Raw genomic sequence first — 15,177 nt, forward strand, 5'->3', positions numbered from 1 at the left:
CATCAATGCTTCTCGAAGGGGGTCACCATGGTCAGGAAAGCTCGCTGCGTCGCAACGGCGGCAGCGGTGACGGGGTCGGCCGCACTGGCGCTGAGTCTCGCCGCGCCGGCGAACGCCGAGCCTCTGCGCACCCAACCGGGCACGCAAGCCGTCATCTGCGACTACACGCCACCTGCCCAGCAACAGCAGCAGTCGGCGATCGACGCCCGGTACGACTCCGAGCCGGATCTGCAGCAACGCCTCGGAGCACCGGTCGCCGACGAGGTGCGCGACGGCGACGTCGCCTACCGCGAGTACGAACACGGGCGTCTGTACTGGACGGCGGAGACGTGGGTGCACGAAACCTACGGCGACATTCTTGCCAAGTTCCTCGAACAAGGAGGACATCCCGCGTTCGGAGTGCCGTTGACCGACGAATGCGGTACCGCCGACGGCAACGGCAGGTACAACCACTTCACCGGAACCGAGGAGACCGGGCTCAGCTCGGTGTACTGGCGTCCCGATGTGGGCGCCAACCTCATCTCCGGCCCGGTGCGGGAGCACTGGGAAGCGTCCGGATGGGAGACGGGCACGTACGGTTTCCCGGTCTCCGACACCCGACCTGCCGGCGAGAACGGCCTGTTCAGCGATTTCGAAGGGGACGACGGCTTCGGCGCGTCGATCCACTTCTCGCCGGAGAGCGGGACTCATGGAACGAAGGGGGCCATCCGGGACCACTGGCTGGGCCTCGGTGGCACCGGTTCGTACCTCGGCTTCCCGGTCTCCGACGAGTACGACGTCCCGGAGGGGAAACGCAGTGACTTCCAGGGCGGCCACATCGTCTTCAACACCGAGACGGGAGAGGTGATCGACGTTCCGGCGTCGTGACGTTCCCCCGAAAGTGACAGCGCGAACGGCACTTTCGCCTCGTGTGGTGAGGCGAAAGTGCCGTTCGCCTCAGTGGGGCTCAGTTGATGGGGCGGTCATCGCCCACCGGATGCCGCCGACGAGCAGCTGCCCCGAGGCCCGCACGGCGGTCGCTTCGGAGACCGGGAGGTACGGCAGCCGCAACGGCCATCGCGCCCATCGCGGCAGCAAGGACACCGCCGTGGCGCCGAGAACCGCGTACGGCCCACGCGCGAGCAACGGCAACGGGGGCTGCACGAGCATGAACCGCGCCGCTTCCCGCGCCTCCCTCGTTCCCCGGAGTTCGGGCCGGTAGGCGGCGAGTTGCTCGTCGAGTTCGGCGCGGCTGCGCGGCGCATCCTCTGCGCCGAGCGCTGTCGCGATGCGCGCCATGTCCTCGACGTAGCCGTCGCACTCGTCCGGGGTCAGCGCTCGCGCGCCGTACACCTGGTGTGCACGCAGGAAGCTGTCCGCCTCGGCGACGTGCACCCACCGCAACAGGTGCGGATCGGAGGCCTCGTACCGTCGCCCGTCCGCCGCGGTGCCCTGTACGTGTGCGTGCACTCTGCGCACGGTGTCCACCGCGCGCTGAGCGATCTCGTCCGGACCGTAGGTGGTCGCCGCGAGAAAGGCACTGGTGCGCTGGAGTCGCCCCCAAGGATCGCCTCGATAGCCGGAGTGGGCGGCCACCGCGGCCATCGCCAAGGGATGCAGGGACTGCAGCAGCAGTGCGCGGAGACCGCCGACGAACATCGACGCGTCGCCGTGCACGGTGCGGATCGGCCGATCCTCGTCGAACCAGCGCGGACCGGCGGTCTCGTGGATCCGCGTCCGGCGGTCCGGCCCGTCCGGGCCTGCGACCCGCTCGAACAACGCCGCGCCGAGTTGCTCCCGCACGGCGTCCATCCCCGGCACCGTCACCACGGTTCCAGTATGCCAGCCGGCCGGCGTTCCGGTCGTGGCACGAGGACTCCACCGTTCGCGCGGCACACATCTCTTCCGGATGACGAAAACCCCTGTGCCTGATCTCATGGAGCGGTCAACTCATCGCTGCCAGTCACGACCGTGGGAAGGACCCCTCGCCATGAGCGTCACCGACGAACTGCTCGCGAACAACGCCGCGTACGCCGAGGGCTTCTCCGGGGCGTTGCCGATGCCCCCCGCCCGCAAGGTCGCGGTCGTGGCCTGCATGGACGCGCGGCTGCACGTGCCCGCCATCCTCGGCCTCGACGAGGGGGACGCGCACATCATCCGCAATGCGGGCGGCGTCGTCACCGACGACACCGTGCGGTCACTGGCGATCAGCCAACGACTGCTGGGCACCGAGGAGATCGTCCTCATCCATCACACCGACTGCGGGATGCTCACCTTCACCGACGACGAGTTCGCCCGATCGCTCGAGGACGCCACCGGACACAGGCCTGCCTGGACGCCCGAGGCGTTCAGCGACCTCGACACCGACGTGCGGCAGTCGATCGAGCGACTCCGGTCCGACCCGTTCGTTGCGAACAAGGATTCCGTTCGGGGATTCGTCTTCGACGTCGCCTCCGGCGAGCTCCGAGAAGTATGATCGTCATCTTGTCCTGACGCCCGCGAGCAGCAAGCTGCAACGCCGGTCAGCGACCACCACCGAAGAGCGAAGACAGCTTCTGAGCGACACCGTCGGCCGGTGCCTGCCCGCGCAGGCCGCCGCCGCAGTGGGTCCCCGGAACACTAGACAACACACCAGTGTGGCGTGCCGACACATAGGACTAGCCGCGCGTCGTCTCTAGCGTGACTCTGCATGACGACGACGTCCGGACAGTTGGCCGGAGCCACCGCACTGATCACCGGCGCCGGAAGCGGCATCGGGCTGGCCTGCGCGCGAGCGCTGACCCGCGGCGGCGCGAAGGTGCATCTCGTCGACCGCGACGAACAGGCATGCCGCGACGCTGCGGAGAACGTCGGCGGCGTCCCGCACGCGGTCGACCTCGCCGAGCCCCGCGCGACGGAGACGTTGCCGCACGAGGTCGACGTGCTCGTCAACAACGCCGGATTCCAGCATCTCGCGCCGATCCACGAATTCCCCGCCGACCGGTTCCGGGCGATGCACGAAGTCATGGTCACCGCACCCTTCCTGCTCATCCGCCGCTGCCTGCCGCACATGCGGGACCGCGGCTGGGGCCGGATCGTGAACGTCTCGAGCGTGCACGGCCACCGCGCCAGCCCGGACAAGTCCGCCTACGTCGCGGCCAAACACGCCCTCGAAGGACTCAACAAAGTCGCCGCCCTCGAAGGTGCCGAGTACGGCGTCACAAGCAACTGCGTGGCGCCCGGGTACGTGCGGACCGCGCTGGTCGAGGGCCAGGTCCAGGCTCAGGCCGACAGCCGCGGCATCGCCTCCGACAAGGTTCTCGACGAGGTGTTCCTCAAACGCACCGCCATCAAACGGCTCATCGAACCCGACGAGATCGCCGCCGTCGTCACGTGGTTGTGCGGCCCGGGTTCCGACTACGTCACCGGCACCTCGATCCCCGTCGACGGCGCCTGGACCGCGCAGTAGCCGCGCACGTCGAGCGGCCCTCACGCCCGGAGCCCCTCTTCGCCCATCACAGAAAGGACAGCCATGTCCACAACGGAGTCCGCACCACGCACCCCCATCGGGCGGGTCGTGGGCGCGAGCCTCATCGGCACGACCATCGAGTGGTACGACTTCTTCCTGTTCGGCACCGCGGCCGCGATCGTGTTCAACGTCCTGTTCTTCCCGTCCGCGGACCCGCTGACGGGGACCCTGCTCGCGTTCACGACCTACGCGGTCGGCTTCATCGCGCGTCCGCTCGGCGGGATCGTGTTCGGGCACTTCGGTGACCGTATCGGACGCAAGAAACTCCTCGTCATCAGCTTGGTCATGATGGGCGGGGCCACGTTCGCGATGGGCCTGCTGCCGACCTACGCCACCATCGGCGTCGCCGCGCCGCTGCTGCTCGCGTTGCTGCGCCTGGTGCAAGGGTTCGCCCTCGGCGGCGAATGGGGCGGGGCCGTGCTCATCGTCTCGGAGCACGGTGACGCGAAACGCCGCGGCTTCTGGGCGTCGTGGCCGCAGGCCGGCGCACCCGGCGGCAACCTCCTCGCCACGGCGGTTCTCGCCGTGCTGGCTGTGGTGCAGACCGACGAAGCGTTCATGTCGTGGGGTTGGCGCATCCCGTTCCTGCTGTCCGGTCTGCTCGTGGTGGTCGGGTTGTGGATCCGTCTGTCGGTCGCCGAGTCCCCGGTGTTCGTCGAGGCCAAGCGCAGAGCCGACCAGGGACCGGTCCAGGAATCGCCGCCTGCCGTCGAGGTGGTGCGCAAGCAGTGGCGTGAGGTGCTGCTCGCCATGGGCGCGCGCTTCGGTGAGAACGTCTCGTACTACGTCATCACCGCGTTCATCCTCGTGTACCTGACGACGTTCGTGGGCCTGCCGAAATCACTGGGACTCAACGCGGTGCTCATCGGTTCGGCGATCCACTTCGTGAGCATCCCGCTGTGGGGCATCCTCTCCGACCGCATCGGTCGACGGCCGGTGTACCTGATCGGCGCGGTCGGAATGGCGGCGTGGGGCTTCGTCTTCTTCACGATGCTCGACACCGGATCGTTCGGCCTGATCGCGTTGGCCACCACGGTCGGGCTGGTGCTGCACGGGGCGATGTACGGGCCGCAGGCGGCCTTCTTCTCCGAACTGTTCGGCACTCGCGTGCGGTACTCGGGCGCCTCGATCGGCTACCAGCTCGCCTCGATCGTGGCGGGTGGTCTGTCCCCGCTGATCGCGACGGCACTGCTGCAGCAGTTCTCGAGCGGTACCCCGATCGCGCTGTATCTGGTCGGAAGCTGCGTGCTGACGTGCATCGCGATCGGACTCGCCCGGGAGACCCGAGGCGTGTCCCTGACAGAGTCCGAGGACACGGCCCGGGACGAGGCCGCGGTCCGGTGAGCGCGAGCGGGCCGGTGGTCGGCCAGGGTGATGCGAGGATGACGTCCATGTCCGACGCCGCACCCGACCACCGGCCCGCGCCGGGCGCGCCGGGCCGTCCGGCCTCGGCTCACCTGCGTGAGCTGATGGAGCTGCTCGTGCGGGACGCGCCGAGCGAGGACCTCGCGCGCGTACCCGGCCGCGCCCGCGCCGACGGGCTCGCCCCCGCCGCGCTCGAGGACGTCGAGCAGGGCTCGGCGCTGGCGCTGCGGCTGCGCCACACGCTCACCGAGCAGCGCAGGAGGGAGGCCGAACTCGCCGCCCTGTTCGACACCGCCAGCGACCTCGCCGGGGTTCGCGACGTCGACGCCGTTCTCCGCGCGATCGTGCACCGGGCGAGGATGCTGCTCGGCACCCACGTCGCCTATCTCAGCCTCAACGACGACGACGCGGGCACCACCTACATGCGGGTGACCGACGGTTCCGTGTCGGCGCTGTTCCAGCAGGTCCGGCTCGGGATGGGCGAGGGGCTCGGCGGCCTGGTCGCCCAGACCGCCCGCCCCTACGCGACTCCCTCGTACTTCGACGACGAACGGTTCGACCACACCAACCCCATCGACAGCGCCGTGCGCGACGAGCGGCTCGTCGCGATCCTCGGCGTGCCGCTGAAGGTCGGCAGCGACGTCATCGGCGTGCTCTACGCCGCCGAACGCACCTCCCGCGAGTTCTCCCCCGACGAGGTCGCGCTGCTCGCGTCCCTGGCCGACCACGCCGCGATCGCGATCGACACCGCCCGACTGCTCACGGAGACGCGGAGTGCGCTGGTGGAACTCAACGCCGCCAACGACACCATCCGAGAACACTCCGCCGCCTTGCAGCGCGCCGAACAAGCCCACGACCGACTCACGGACCTGGTGCTGCGCGGTGGCGACATCCCGAAGGTCGCCACCGCCGTCTCGACCGTGCTCGGCGGCGGGATCGTCCTGCATGACCCGGACGGTGCCGAGCTCGCGCGGATCGACGTCGGTCCGGTCGCTGCCGCTCCGGACGCCGTGCAGCGTTCCCGCAGCAGCGGGCGGGCCGTGCGCCAGGGTGAGAACTGGGTGTGCGCCGTGCTCGCCGGCCCGGAGGTCCTGGGCAGTATCACCCTCACCGGTCGTCCGGAACTCGCGGACGCCGACCGGCGGCTGTTCGAACGCGCCAGCGTCGTCACGGCACTGCTGTTGCTGTTGCACCGCACGACGGCGGAAGCCGAGGACAAGGTTCGCGGCGAGCTCGTCACCGACCTGCTCACCGGGCCCGCGCGCGATCGCACCGGGGTGCTCGCGCGTGCCCGACGGATGGGGCTCGACCCGGAGGCGACACAGCTGGTGCTCATCGCCCACAACGACGAGCTCGCCCGTGAGCGCCTCGCCGCCGCCGCGTCGCGGCACGCCACGGCGGCGGGTGGAATCGCCGGTGTCCACGCCCAGCACGTCGTTCTCGTGCTCCCCAGCACCGGCGAACTCGGCGCCGAACACCTCGCACGGCAGCTGCAGACGACCACCGGAAGCCCGGTGACCGTGGCGGCCTCCCGGCCTGCCGACGGGCTCGACGCGTTGCCCGCCGCGTACGCCGAGGCGGCCCGCACCTTGGAGGCGCTGTTCACGCTCGGCCGACGCGGCGGTGGCGCGAGCCCGGACGAGCTCGGATTCCTGGGCGTGCTGCTCGGCGACCGGGCCGACGTCGCCGGTTACGTGCGCGCCACGCTCGGTCCGGTGCTCGATTACGACGAGCGGCGCGGCACCGACCTGGTGGGCACGCTCGACGCCTACTTCGACTCGGGGACGAACCTCAACCGCACCGGACAGGCGCTGCACGTTCACGCGAACACGGTCACGCAGCGACTGGACCGGATCGGCACGCTGCTCGGCGACGGCTGGCAGGCCCCGGCACGGGCACTGGAGATCCAGCTCGCGCTCCGGCTCCGCAAGCTGACCGGGCCGGAGCAGCTCTGAGGGTGCATGTGGAACTGGCTTGTGTGCCCTACGGGCACAGATGCCAGTTTCCAGACGCTCTCGGAGTACCTGGCTTTGGTCTTGTCGTGATGGCCGTCAGAAATGATCTCGCGTGCTCAGCCCGAGCACGGTGACGGACGTTCCGGTTGTCGCTCGCAAGGGTCGCCGCTGCGTCCGGGCCGCACTCGAGGCGACCCCGAGACCTCGAGCCGCAAGCTGGGACGCCGGCACGACCGCCACCGCAGACGTGTGGCGCCCACATGTGACTGTCCCGGGCTGTGGTGGCCGACGACATGGTCGCGGGCTCACGGGGTCCGTAGCGTGACCTCGCAGTCGATCATATTGTGAGCTGTCTCACCAACGGAGGTTCGCCGTGGGCCGTCTCGCCACCCTCACAGTTCTCGCCCTCACTGCCACTGCGCTCACCCTTCCCGGCGTCTCGGCGGCGTCCGCCCCGGAGACAGCGTCAGGCCCTGACGCGGCACCCGGCCCGGAGGCAGCGGCCGAGATCGAGGAAGTGACCCAGTTCGGCAGCAACCCCGGCGCGCTGCGGATGTTCCGCTACACCCCGGACAACCTGTCCGAGGGACGACCGGTCGTCATCGCTCTGCACGGCTGCACCCAGGACGCCGTCGGCTACGGCACGAACTCCGGCTGGATCGAACTGGCCGACCGGTGGGGTTTCACGGTCGTGCTGCCCCAGCAGGAGTCCGCCAACAACGCCAACGGGTGTTTCAACTGGTTCGAACAGGCCGACACCGACCGGGACACCGGGGAAGCCGCCTCAGTCGCGCAGATGCGGCAGCGGGCGATCGACGACGCGGCGGCGGACCCACAACGCGTGTACGTCAGCGGGCTGTCCGCGGGCGGCGCGATGACCGCCACGATGCTGGCGACCTATCCGGAGCAGTACGCGGGCGGCGGAATCGTCGCCGGGTTGCCGTACCGCTGCGCCTCGACACTCCCGGACGCTTTCACCTGCATGAATCCCGGCAAGGACCAGACGCCGCAACAGTGGGGCGACCTGGTCCGTGCGGCGAGCGCGCACGAGGGCGCGCGACCGACCGTCAGCCTCTGGCACGGTGACGCGGACACGACGGTCGCCCCGGCCAACATGCGCGAGTCCGTCGAACAGTGGACCGACGTGCACGGCACGGATACCACCCCGGACGTCGAAGACACGGTGGCCGGCTACCCGCACGCCGAATACCACGACGGGTCCGGGCGAGCCGTGGTGGAGACGGTGACCATTCCGGGGATGAACCACGGACAGCCGGTGGACCCGGGCACCGGCGAGCAACAGTGCGGCCAGGCCGCGGACTACATGCTCGACGTCGACGTCTGCGCCGCGTATCAGATGGGCACCACCTGGGGACTGGCAGCCCAGGGCCGGTGACGCTCGCACTGTCCCCCACACAGGTGGGCTTCGAGTCGGTTCGGCGAACCTGCCGTTGATCGGCGGCGGGCTACCGCCGAGCCGACCCCATCCGTCCCGTCAGGAATCAGCCGCCACTTCTCAAACATCGTTCTACCGCCGAGTACGAGCACTCGAGAATTCCGGTTTTCCCTTGACAGCCACCTGTTTGACGTCACCTACTTCGATCCATACAGGACGTTCGATCACCTTTACCGGTCAAAGCACGGTTTTCATCGGTTCGTCCACAGTCGACCTGGATGAATCCTCTTGCTGTCCACCACACTCGGTGTGCGTTCGATGTGCGGAGGGCACGGTCCCGGGGCACGCTCTCGCTGGCATGGCCACCGACAGCAGGAGATCCCGTGCACGCACGCCACACCCGGGTCGCCGCGGCGCTCTGCTTCGCGGTCGCTCTGGTTTCCACCGGTTCGACCACGGCAGCCGCCGCTACCACCGACCTCGGGTGCGGCGCCGACGACGCGTTCCATCCGTCCACACCGGCACCACCGGGAACGTTCCGCATCTCCGGTCCCACGGGCACCTGTCGTAGCGCCCCCGACCCGGTCGCCCCTGCCGCCGCCGACCCGGCTCCCCGATCATCACCGTGGGTCGTGCCCACGCGAGGAACATGCACCTCCGAGTTCGGTGCTCGCAGCCGTGGGTTCCACGAAGGACTGGACTTCGGCGCCCCGGTCGGAGAACCGATCGTCGCGGCGTCCGAAGGAACCGTCGTCGACGCGGGACCCGCGAGTGGGTACGGACTGTGGGTCCGCGTCGACCACGGTGGCGGTGTCGTGACGACCTACGGACACAACGACCGCAACCTCGTCCACCGTGGCGCGAGCGTTCGCGCGGGGGACGTCGTCGCCACCGTCGGCAACCGTGGCCAGTCCACCGGACCGCATCTGCACTTCCAGACCGAGGTGGACGGAAACCCCGTCGACCCGGAGTCGTTCTATCAGCAGCGCGGCGCTCCGCCACTCTGCGGCACCCAGTGACAACCCCGACACAGCATGTGCTGTCGTCGTGTCGTGTCAGCGGCGGAGCCGCTGTCCGATCACCACGTGTGCAGCCGGACCACCGGCGCGTTCTCAGCGCCCTCCTCGCGAGTACGGCGGTTTCGCCGCGTAGGTCGCCACTCAAAAAACGATCCCGCAGCGAGGAGGGCGCTGAGGTGCCGCTACCCAACCCACCGAGCAACACCTTCTGACAGGAGTTCTCCGAGTCCGCGTGCACTCTCCGTACGGACGCTTGTCCGCTACCTCACCCTCCGGTGCGGCGTCGAGCCTCGCGTTGGGCGGCGGCGAGATCCTCGCGCGCGTCGGCCAGCCGTTCGCCCGTTTCCGCTGCCCGGGAACGAGCGGATTCCCACGCGGCGCGCAGCCTCTCCGTCTCGTCGTGTGCGACCTGGTCCTCGCGCTCGGCACGCGCCAACGCCTCCCGGGCCGATTCAACGGCCTGTTCCGCCGCCTGTGCGGCCGGCGATCGCTCCTCCTTCGGCTTGCCCCGACGCGGACGGGAGGCCCGTCCGGCCGCCGGAGTCGACGCGGCTGCGGTGTCCGGCAGGGGCCAACCACCGTCGCTGGTGACCGCGACCGTGAGCCTGCCCGCGAGCACCTCTCCGCCGACCTCCTCGTCAGCCGCCACCGCGTCGAACGTCGAGGCGACCTCGTCGAGGACCGTCCTCGACGGGTCCCCGCCCGCTTCACGTGCCCGGTCGACGAGCGCGGTCTGCAGCGCACGACGCCGCTCGGAGAGCTCCCGCACACGATCGCCTGCCAGTTGCTCGTGCGCGGTTCGCAACGACGCACCGAGTTCGGCCAGCTTGGCAGCTCGGCCGGGCTCGTCCCGCACGACCCGATTCACCAGCCAGGCCGCGACGGTCGGCTTGCGCAACGCCTTCACACGGTTCGAGAGAGTCCGGTCACCGTCCTGAGCCGCCTGCCGCGCCAGCTCGCCGCGACGCGCGACGAAATCCTCACGGTTCGCAGCGTAGAGCTCGTCGGCCGCAGCGTCGAAATCCACCGCCTCAGCCAACCACGACAGCCCGCGGAATGCCCGGCTCGGCCCCATGACTCGCTCGGTGCCCGTGTCCGGTCGAGCCATGAGACCGACAGGCTCACTCCACCGGTTTCGCCACGACGTCGGCGACCACGCAGGTGATGTTGTCCGGTCCGCCACGTTCGTTCGCCAACTGCACCAGTCGGCGCACTGCTTTCTCCGGGACGTCCACCGACTTCAGAACCGATCGCATGCCCTCAGGCTCCACCACGCCGGACAAGCCGTCGGAACACAGCATGTACCGATCCCCGGCACGAACCTCGTGCAGTCCCGAGTCGACCGCAGCGATCTCACCCCCGTGCAGTGCCTGCGACAGGATCGAACGCTGCGGGTGTGACGCCGCTTCGTCCGCGGTGATCTGCCCACTGTCGACCATCCGCTGCACCACGGTGTGGTCATGGGTGATCCGGGTCAGCGAGCCGTCCCGCAGCAGATAGGCGCGGGAGTCGCCGACGTGCACGAGCGCGAGCTGTGACCCGGACAGCAGCATCGCGGTCAACGTCGTCCCGACACCCTCGTACGCCGGATCCGAGCGTGCGAAGTCGCGCACGGCGATCTCCGCGTCCCCGACCGCATTCTGCAACGTGTTGAGCAGGTCCCCGGCCGGAATCGCATCGTCGAGCGGCTTCAACGCCTCGACCGCCAGCGCACTGACCGGGTCCGCGTCACCGTGGTCGCCGAAGCCGTCGGCCACGGCGAACAGCCGATCGCCCGCGTACGCCCAGTCCTGGTTGTACTCGCGGGTGCGACCGTGATCGGACTGCACCGCGTAGCGCAATGTGATGGTGTTCGGTCCGTCAGCCATCTCGGTACCTTTCCTCTCGTCCCGGTCCGGACAGTCCTTTCCGGACAGGTGCTCGACGAGGAAGGTGGCGAGACGACGTTGTTCGTCGGTGAGCCGTTCGACCTCCGCCCAGTACGACGCGACCTCGGCCGCGGCGTCCGAAGCCTGCGACGCGCACACCGTTCGGATGCGCGTGAGCGGCATCCCCAGCCGACGCAACCACGACACGAGCCGCGCATGCTCCAGCTGGTTCTCGGTGTAGTACCGGTATCCCGAGTGCGGGTCCACCCGCGCCGGATGGAGCAGTCCGAGCTCGTCGTAGAGGCGCAAGGCCTTCGGTGACAGCCGCACCGCCCGCGCGAACGCCCCGATCGTCAGCTCCATGCCGCCCTCCTCGTGCCCGGCACCTCGCCGGGCGTCGACGACGCTGCCGCTTACCCCAAGGTGAAGGTCAAGCGGCAACGCCGCCGGACGGACGGCCTGCCGCGGACGACGGTCGGGCGACCTCTCTCAGCGCAGGAACGAATCGAGAGTGAGGGGAAGATCGCGCACCCGGACCCCGGTCGCCGCGTACGCCGCGTTCGCGATGGCGGGCGCGGCACCGACGATCCCGACCTCACCGATTCCCTTCACTCCCACCGAGTTCACGTGCGGGTCGTGTTCATCGACCCACGTCGCCTCCACGTCGCCGACGTCGGCGTTCGACGCGATGTGGTAACCGGCGAAGTCGTGGTTGACGACGTGCCCGAAGCGCGGGTCGAGGGCGCTGTGTTCGTGCAGCGCCATCGACACGCCCATGATCATGCCACCGACGAGCTGCGACCGTGCGGTTCGCGGGTTGACGATGCGCCCGGCGGCGAACACGCCGAGCATTCGAGGTACCCGGATCTCGCCGGTGTCGGCGTCGACCCGGACCTCGGCGAACTGGGCACCGAACGCGTGCATCGAGTACTGGCCCGCGTCCGGGTTCCTCGGCATCTTGGACGTCGTTTCCGCACCGTCGACGGGATCCTTGCCGTGTTCGTCACGGAACTCACGCGCCGCCTCGGTCACGGTGCCGCCCCAGCTCGCGAGCCCGCTCGACCCGCCTGCCAGCGACGCCTTCGGCAGCGCAGTGTCGCCGATCCGCAGGTCGACGTCGTCCAACGGAACCTCCAACGCGTCGGCCGCGATCTGGGCCAGCGCCGTCCACGTCCCCGTGCCGATGTCGGCGGCACCGATCTCGACTCGGTAGCGCTCGCCGGTGAACACGATCCGCGCCCGCGAGCCGGGGATCTGGAAGGCCGGGAACGCGGCGCTCGCCACACCGATTCCGTGCTGTCCTCGCCCGCGTCGCCAAGACCGCTCACCCCAGCCGAACCGTTCCGCACCGACCTGCAGGCAGCGGAGCAGGTTGCGGGACGAGAACGGCAGTCCGGAGGACGGGTCGGTCTCCGGCTCGTTTCGGATCCGGAAGTCGATCGGGTCCATTCCGCACTGCTCGGCCAGTTCGTCCACGGCCACTTCGAGGCCGAACATCCCGGGACACTCCCCCGGCGCCCGCATCCATGTCGGAGCGGGGAGGTCGAGTTCGGCCATGCGATGCCGGATGCGGCGCTGCGGTGAGGCGTACATCGTGCCGCTCGGTGCGCCGGCCTGCTCGACGTAGTCCTTGACGCGAGAGGCCGACACCGCGATGTCGTGCGAAAGGGACACCAATCGTCCACTGTGGTCCGCAGCCAGCCGGAGCCGTTGCACGGTCGCCGGACGGTGTCCGACAAGGGTGAACATCTGCTGCCGCGTGACCGTGACCTTGACCGCACGGCCGGGAAAGGCCATCGCGGCCAGGCCCGCCGCCACCAGAGGCGCATGCGGCAGTCCCTTGGAACCGAAACCACCGCCGACGTACGGCGAGATCACCCGGACGTGTTCGAGGCCGAATAGCGCCTCCACGGCCGATCGGGTCGCGTGTACGCCTTGGGTCGAGTCGTGCAGCGTGAGTTGGCCGTCCGCCCAGGTCGCGACGGTGGCGTGCGGCTCCATCGGGTTGTTGTGTTCCAGCGGCGTCGTGCAGGTCACGTCGACACGTGCCTGCGCGGACTCCCACGCCTCGTCGACGCCACCGGTGTCGACGTCGCTGTCGATGCCCGCGTCGACGAGTCGGGAGGAATCTCCGTCCGGCAGTTCGACGTCGTGCTCGGACTCCGCGTACTCGACCCGCACCAGGTTCGCGGCTTGAGTCGCCACGTGCGCGCTGCCGGCGAGCACCACGGCGACGATCTGTCCCCGGTAGGCGACCTCGTCGGACTGCAGTACCCGCATCTCGGGGTCCTCGGTGGACGCCAGTGCGGGCGCGTTGTGCCGGGTGAGCACTCCGGCAACGCCCTCGACTGCTTCGGCCTCGGCGGTCTCGATCGAGGACACGCGGCCGCGCGCCACAGTGGACTGGATCAGGTGCGCGTACAGCGGTTCCGTCTCCGGCTGTTCGGCGGCGTACCGGGCGTTGCCCGTCACCTTCAGCGGACCGTCCAGCCTGCGCACCGCTGTGCCGACAGAGTCAGCGCTGCCCACCCCGGTCATCCGGAGCCCTCCTCAGCTGCCGCCAGGTCGCGCAACACGGCGACGATCGTGTTCCGGGTCAGTGCCACCTTGAACTCGTTGTGCCGCAACGGTTCCGCCGCCTCCAGTTCCGCGTCCGCGGCGGCTCGGAACGTCTCTTCGGTGGCGGGGGCGCCTCGCAGCACCTCCTCCGCCCGGCTCGCCCGCCACGGCACGGTCGCGACACCGCCGAGGGCGATCCGCGCCGACTGCACCACGCCATCGGCGACCTCGACGACCGCCGCGACAGAGGAGAGCGCGAACGCAAAGGACGCGCGGTCGCGCACCTTCCGATAAGCAGACCGCGTGTGCGGCGACGCCTCCGGGAGGTCCACGGCCGTGATGAGTTCACCGTGCTCCAGCACCGTGTCGTGCGACGGGTCATCCTCGGGGAGCTTGTACAACGAGTGCACTGGCAAACCCCGGTCGTGCCCGGGGCTCTGCAATCGCACGACCGCGTCGAGCGCGGTCAACGCGACGGCCAGATCGGACGGGTGCACCGCTACGCACTCCGAGGACCCGCCGAGAACGGCGTGGTCCCGGTTCCATCCGTGCAGCGCCGAACATCCCGACCCCGGCTCCCGTTTGTTGCACGGCGTCGTCAGATCCTGGAAGTACGGGCACCGGGTCCGTTGCAGCAGATTCCCGCCCGTCGTCGCCAAGTTGCGCAACTGCCCGGACGCTCCGGCGAGCAACGCCTGCGCCAGCACCGGATACCACTCCCGGATCAACGGGTCGGCGGCGAGTTCGCTGTTCCGCATCATCCCGCCGACGCGGACACCGCCCTCGGGGCGGGCCTCCACCGAGTCGAACGGCAGCCGCGTCACGTCGACCAGCATCCCGGGCTGGGCCACACCCAGCTTCATGTGGTCGACGAGATTCGTTCCCCCACCCAAGAACTGGGCGTCCGGGCGCGCGGCCACCGCCGCGACCGCGCCCCGCGCGTCGGAAGCGCGCTCGTAGTCGAACGGATTCACGCGCGCGCCTCCTCGTCCGTGCCACGCCCGGTCTCACCCCTGGCGACCTCGGCGAGCGCCGCCACGATTCCGGTGTAGGCACCACACCGGCACAGATTGCCGCTCATCCGCTCCCGGATCTCCTCTTCGTCGAGCTCGATGCCTGCCCGCAGGTCCTCGGTGACGTGGCTGGGCCATCCGGCCTTCGCCTCGTCGAGCATGCCGATCGCCGAGCACACCTGCCCGGGCGTGCAGTATCCGCATTGGAATCCGTCGTGTTCGACCAGCGCCTCCTGCACCGGGTGCAGGTCGTCGCCGTCGTGGACACCGTCGGCGGTGACCACTTCGGACCCGTCCTGGGCCACGGCGAACGTCAGGCAACTGGTGACTCGTCGCCCGTCGAGCAGCACCGTGCAGGCTCCGCACTGCCCGTGATCGCAGCCCTTCTTCGGCGAAGTCACCCCGAGCGTCTCGCGCAACGCGTCCAACAACGTCGTCCGGGTGTCCACCGATAGCGTCCTGCGCCCACCGTCGACGGTCAGATCGATCTGGTTCTCCATCACGCCTCCCGGCCC

13 protein-coding genes are annotated in these 15,177 nt (G+C 69.6%); 7 read left to right on the forward strand and 6 right to left on the reverse strand.

Annotation, left to right across the window (positions count from 1 at the left end; translation table 11 throughout):
- Window positions 1–27: 27 nt before the first annotated feature.
- On the forward strand, window positions 28–867 hold the full coding sequence (locus tag GIY23_RS14235) for an LGFP repeat-containing protein (RefSeq protein WP_154077109.1): 840 nt from the start codon (window positions 28–30) through the stop codon (window positions 865–867).
- Between the two features lie 69 nt (window positions 868–936).
- Here GIY23_RS14235 and GIY23_RS14240 read toward each other — a convergent pair whose 3' ends face one another.
- Window positions 937–1,809, reverse strand: coding sequence for an oxygenase MpaB family protein (locus GIY23_RS14240; protein ID WP_228717291.1), 873 nt, complete (start codon window positions 1,807–1,809; stop codon window positions 937–939).
- Window positions 1,810–1,969: 160 nt separating this feature from the next.
- Here GIY23_RS14240 and GIY23_RS14245 point away from each other — a divergent pair, with 160 nt between their 5' ends.
- The 6 genes from GIY23_RS14245 (at window position 1,970) to GIY23_RS14270 (ending at window position 9,222) form a co-directional block, all read left to right on the forward strand.
- On the forward strand, window positions 1,970–2,455 hold the full coding sequence (locus tag GIY23_RS14245) for a beta-class carbonic anhydrase (protein WP_154077110.1): 486 nt from the start codon (window positions 1,970–1,972) through the stop codon (window positions 2,453–2,455).
- Between the two features lie 213 nt (window positions 2,456–2,668).
- Entirely contained in the window at window positions 2,669–3,427 is a 759-nt protein-coding gene (locus tag GIY23_RS14250; RefSeq protein ID WP_154077111.1) for a 3-hydroxybutyrate dehydrogenase, read from the forward strand.
- Between the two features lie 63 nt (window positions 3,428–3,490).
- A complete protein-coding gene (locus GIY23_RS14255; protein WP_154077112.1) occupies window positions 3,491–4,831 on the forward strand; it encodes an MFS transporter in 1,341 nt (446 codons plus the stop codon).
- A gap of 125 nt (window positions 4,832–4,956) precedes the next feature.
- The gene (locus GIY23_RS14260; protein ID WP_407646876.1) at window positions 4,957–6,807 is read left to right on the forward strand and encodes a helix-turn-helix domain-containing protein; all 1,851 of its coding nucleotides are present in this window, start codon (window positions 4,957–4,959) and stop codon (window positions 6,805–6,807) included.
- Between the two features lie 373 nt (window positions 6,808–7,180).
- Window positions 7,181–8,203 carry an extracellular catalytic domain type 1 short-chain-length polyhydroxyalkanoate depolymerase gene (locus GIY23_RS14265; protein WP_228717292.1) on the forward strand — a complete coding sequence of 341 codons (1,023 nt, stop codon included), beginning with the start codon at window positions 7,181–7,183 and terminating at the stop codon, window positions 8,201–8,203.
- Window positions 8,204–8,586: 383 nt separating this feature from the next.
- Window positions 8,587–9,222, forward strand: a complete 636-nt coding sequence (locus GIY23_RS14270; RefSeq protein WP_228717293.1) for a M23 family metallopeptidase — start codon at window positions 8,587–8,589, stop codon at window positions 9,220–9,222.
- 265 nt (window positions 9,223–9,487) lie between these two features.
- Here GIY23_RS14270 and GIY23_RS14275 read toward each other — a convergent pair whose 3' ends face one another.
- The 5 genes from GIY23_RS14275 to GIY23_RS14295 form a co-directional block, all read right to left on the reverse strand.
- On the reverse strand, window positions 9,488–10,330 hold the full coding sequence (locus GIY23_RS14275) for a hypothetical protein (protein ID WP_154077114.1): 843 nt from the start codon (window positions 10,328–10,330) through the stop codon (window positions 9,488–9,490).
- A gap of 13 nt (window positions 10,331–10,343) precedes the next feature.
- Entirely contained in the window at window positions 10,344–11,453 is a 1,110-nt protein-coding gene (locus tag GIY23_RS14280; protein ID WP_154077115.1) for a MerR family transcriptional regulator, read from the reverse strand.
- Between the two features lie 126 nt (window positions 11,454–11,579).
- On the reverse strand, window positions 11,580–13,628 hold the full coding sequence (locus GIY23_RS14285; RefSeq protein ID WP_154077116.1) for a xanthine dehydrogenase family protein molybdopterin-binding subunit: 2,049 nt from the start codon (window positions 13,626–13,628) through the stop codon (window positions 11,580–11,582).
- Window positions 13,625–14,623, reverse strand: a complete 999-nt coding sequence (locus tag GIY23_RS14290; RefSeq protein WP_154077117.1) for an FAD binding domain-containing protein — start codon at window positions 14,621–14,623, stop codon at window positions 13,625–13,627. Before GIY23_RS14290 ends, GIY23_RS14285 begins: the two co-directional genes overlap by 4 nt.
- Window positions 14,620–15,162: a 2Fe-2S iron-sulfur cluster-binding protein gene (locus GIY23_RS14295; RefSeq protein ID WP_154077118.1), complete on the reverse strand. Its 543-nt coding sequence runs from the start codon at window positions 15,160–15,162 to the stop codon at window positions 14,620–14,622. Before GIY23_RS14295 ends, GIY23_RS14290 begins: the two co-directional genes overlap by 4 nt.
- Window positions 15,163–15,177: the final 15 nt, after the last annotated feature.

The sequence above is a fragment of the Allosaccharopolyspora coralli genome (assembly GCF_009664835.1).
Classification (GTDB): domain Bacteria; phylum Actinomycetota; class Actinomycetes; order Mycobacteriales; family Pseudonocardiaceae; genus Allosaccharopolyspora; species Allosaccharopolyspora coralli.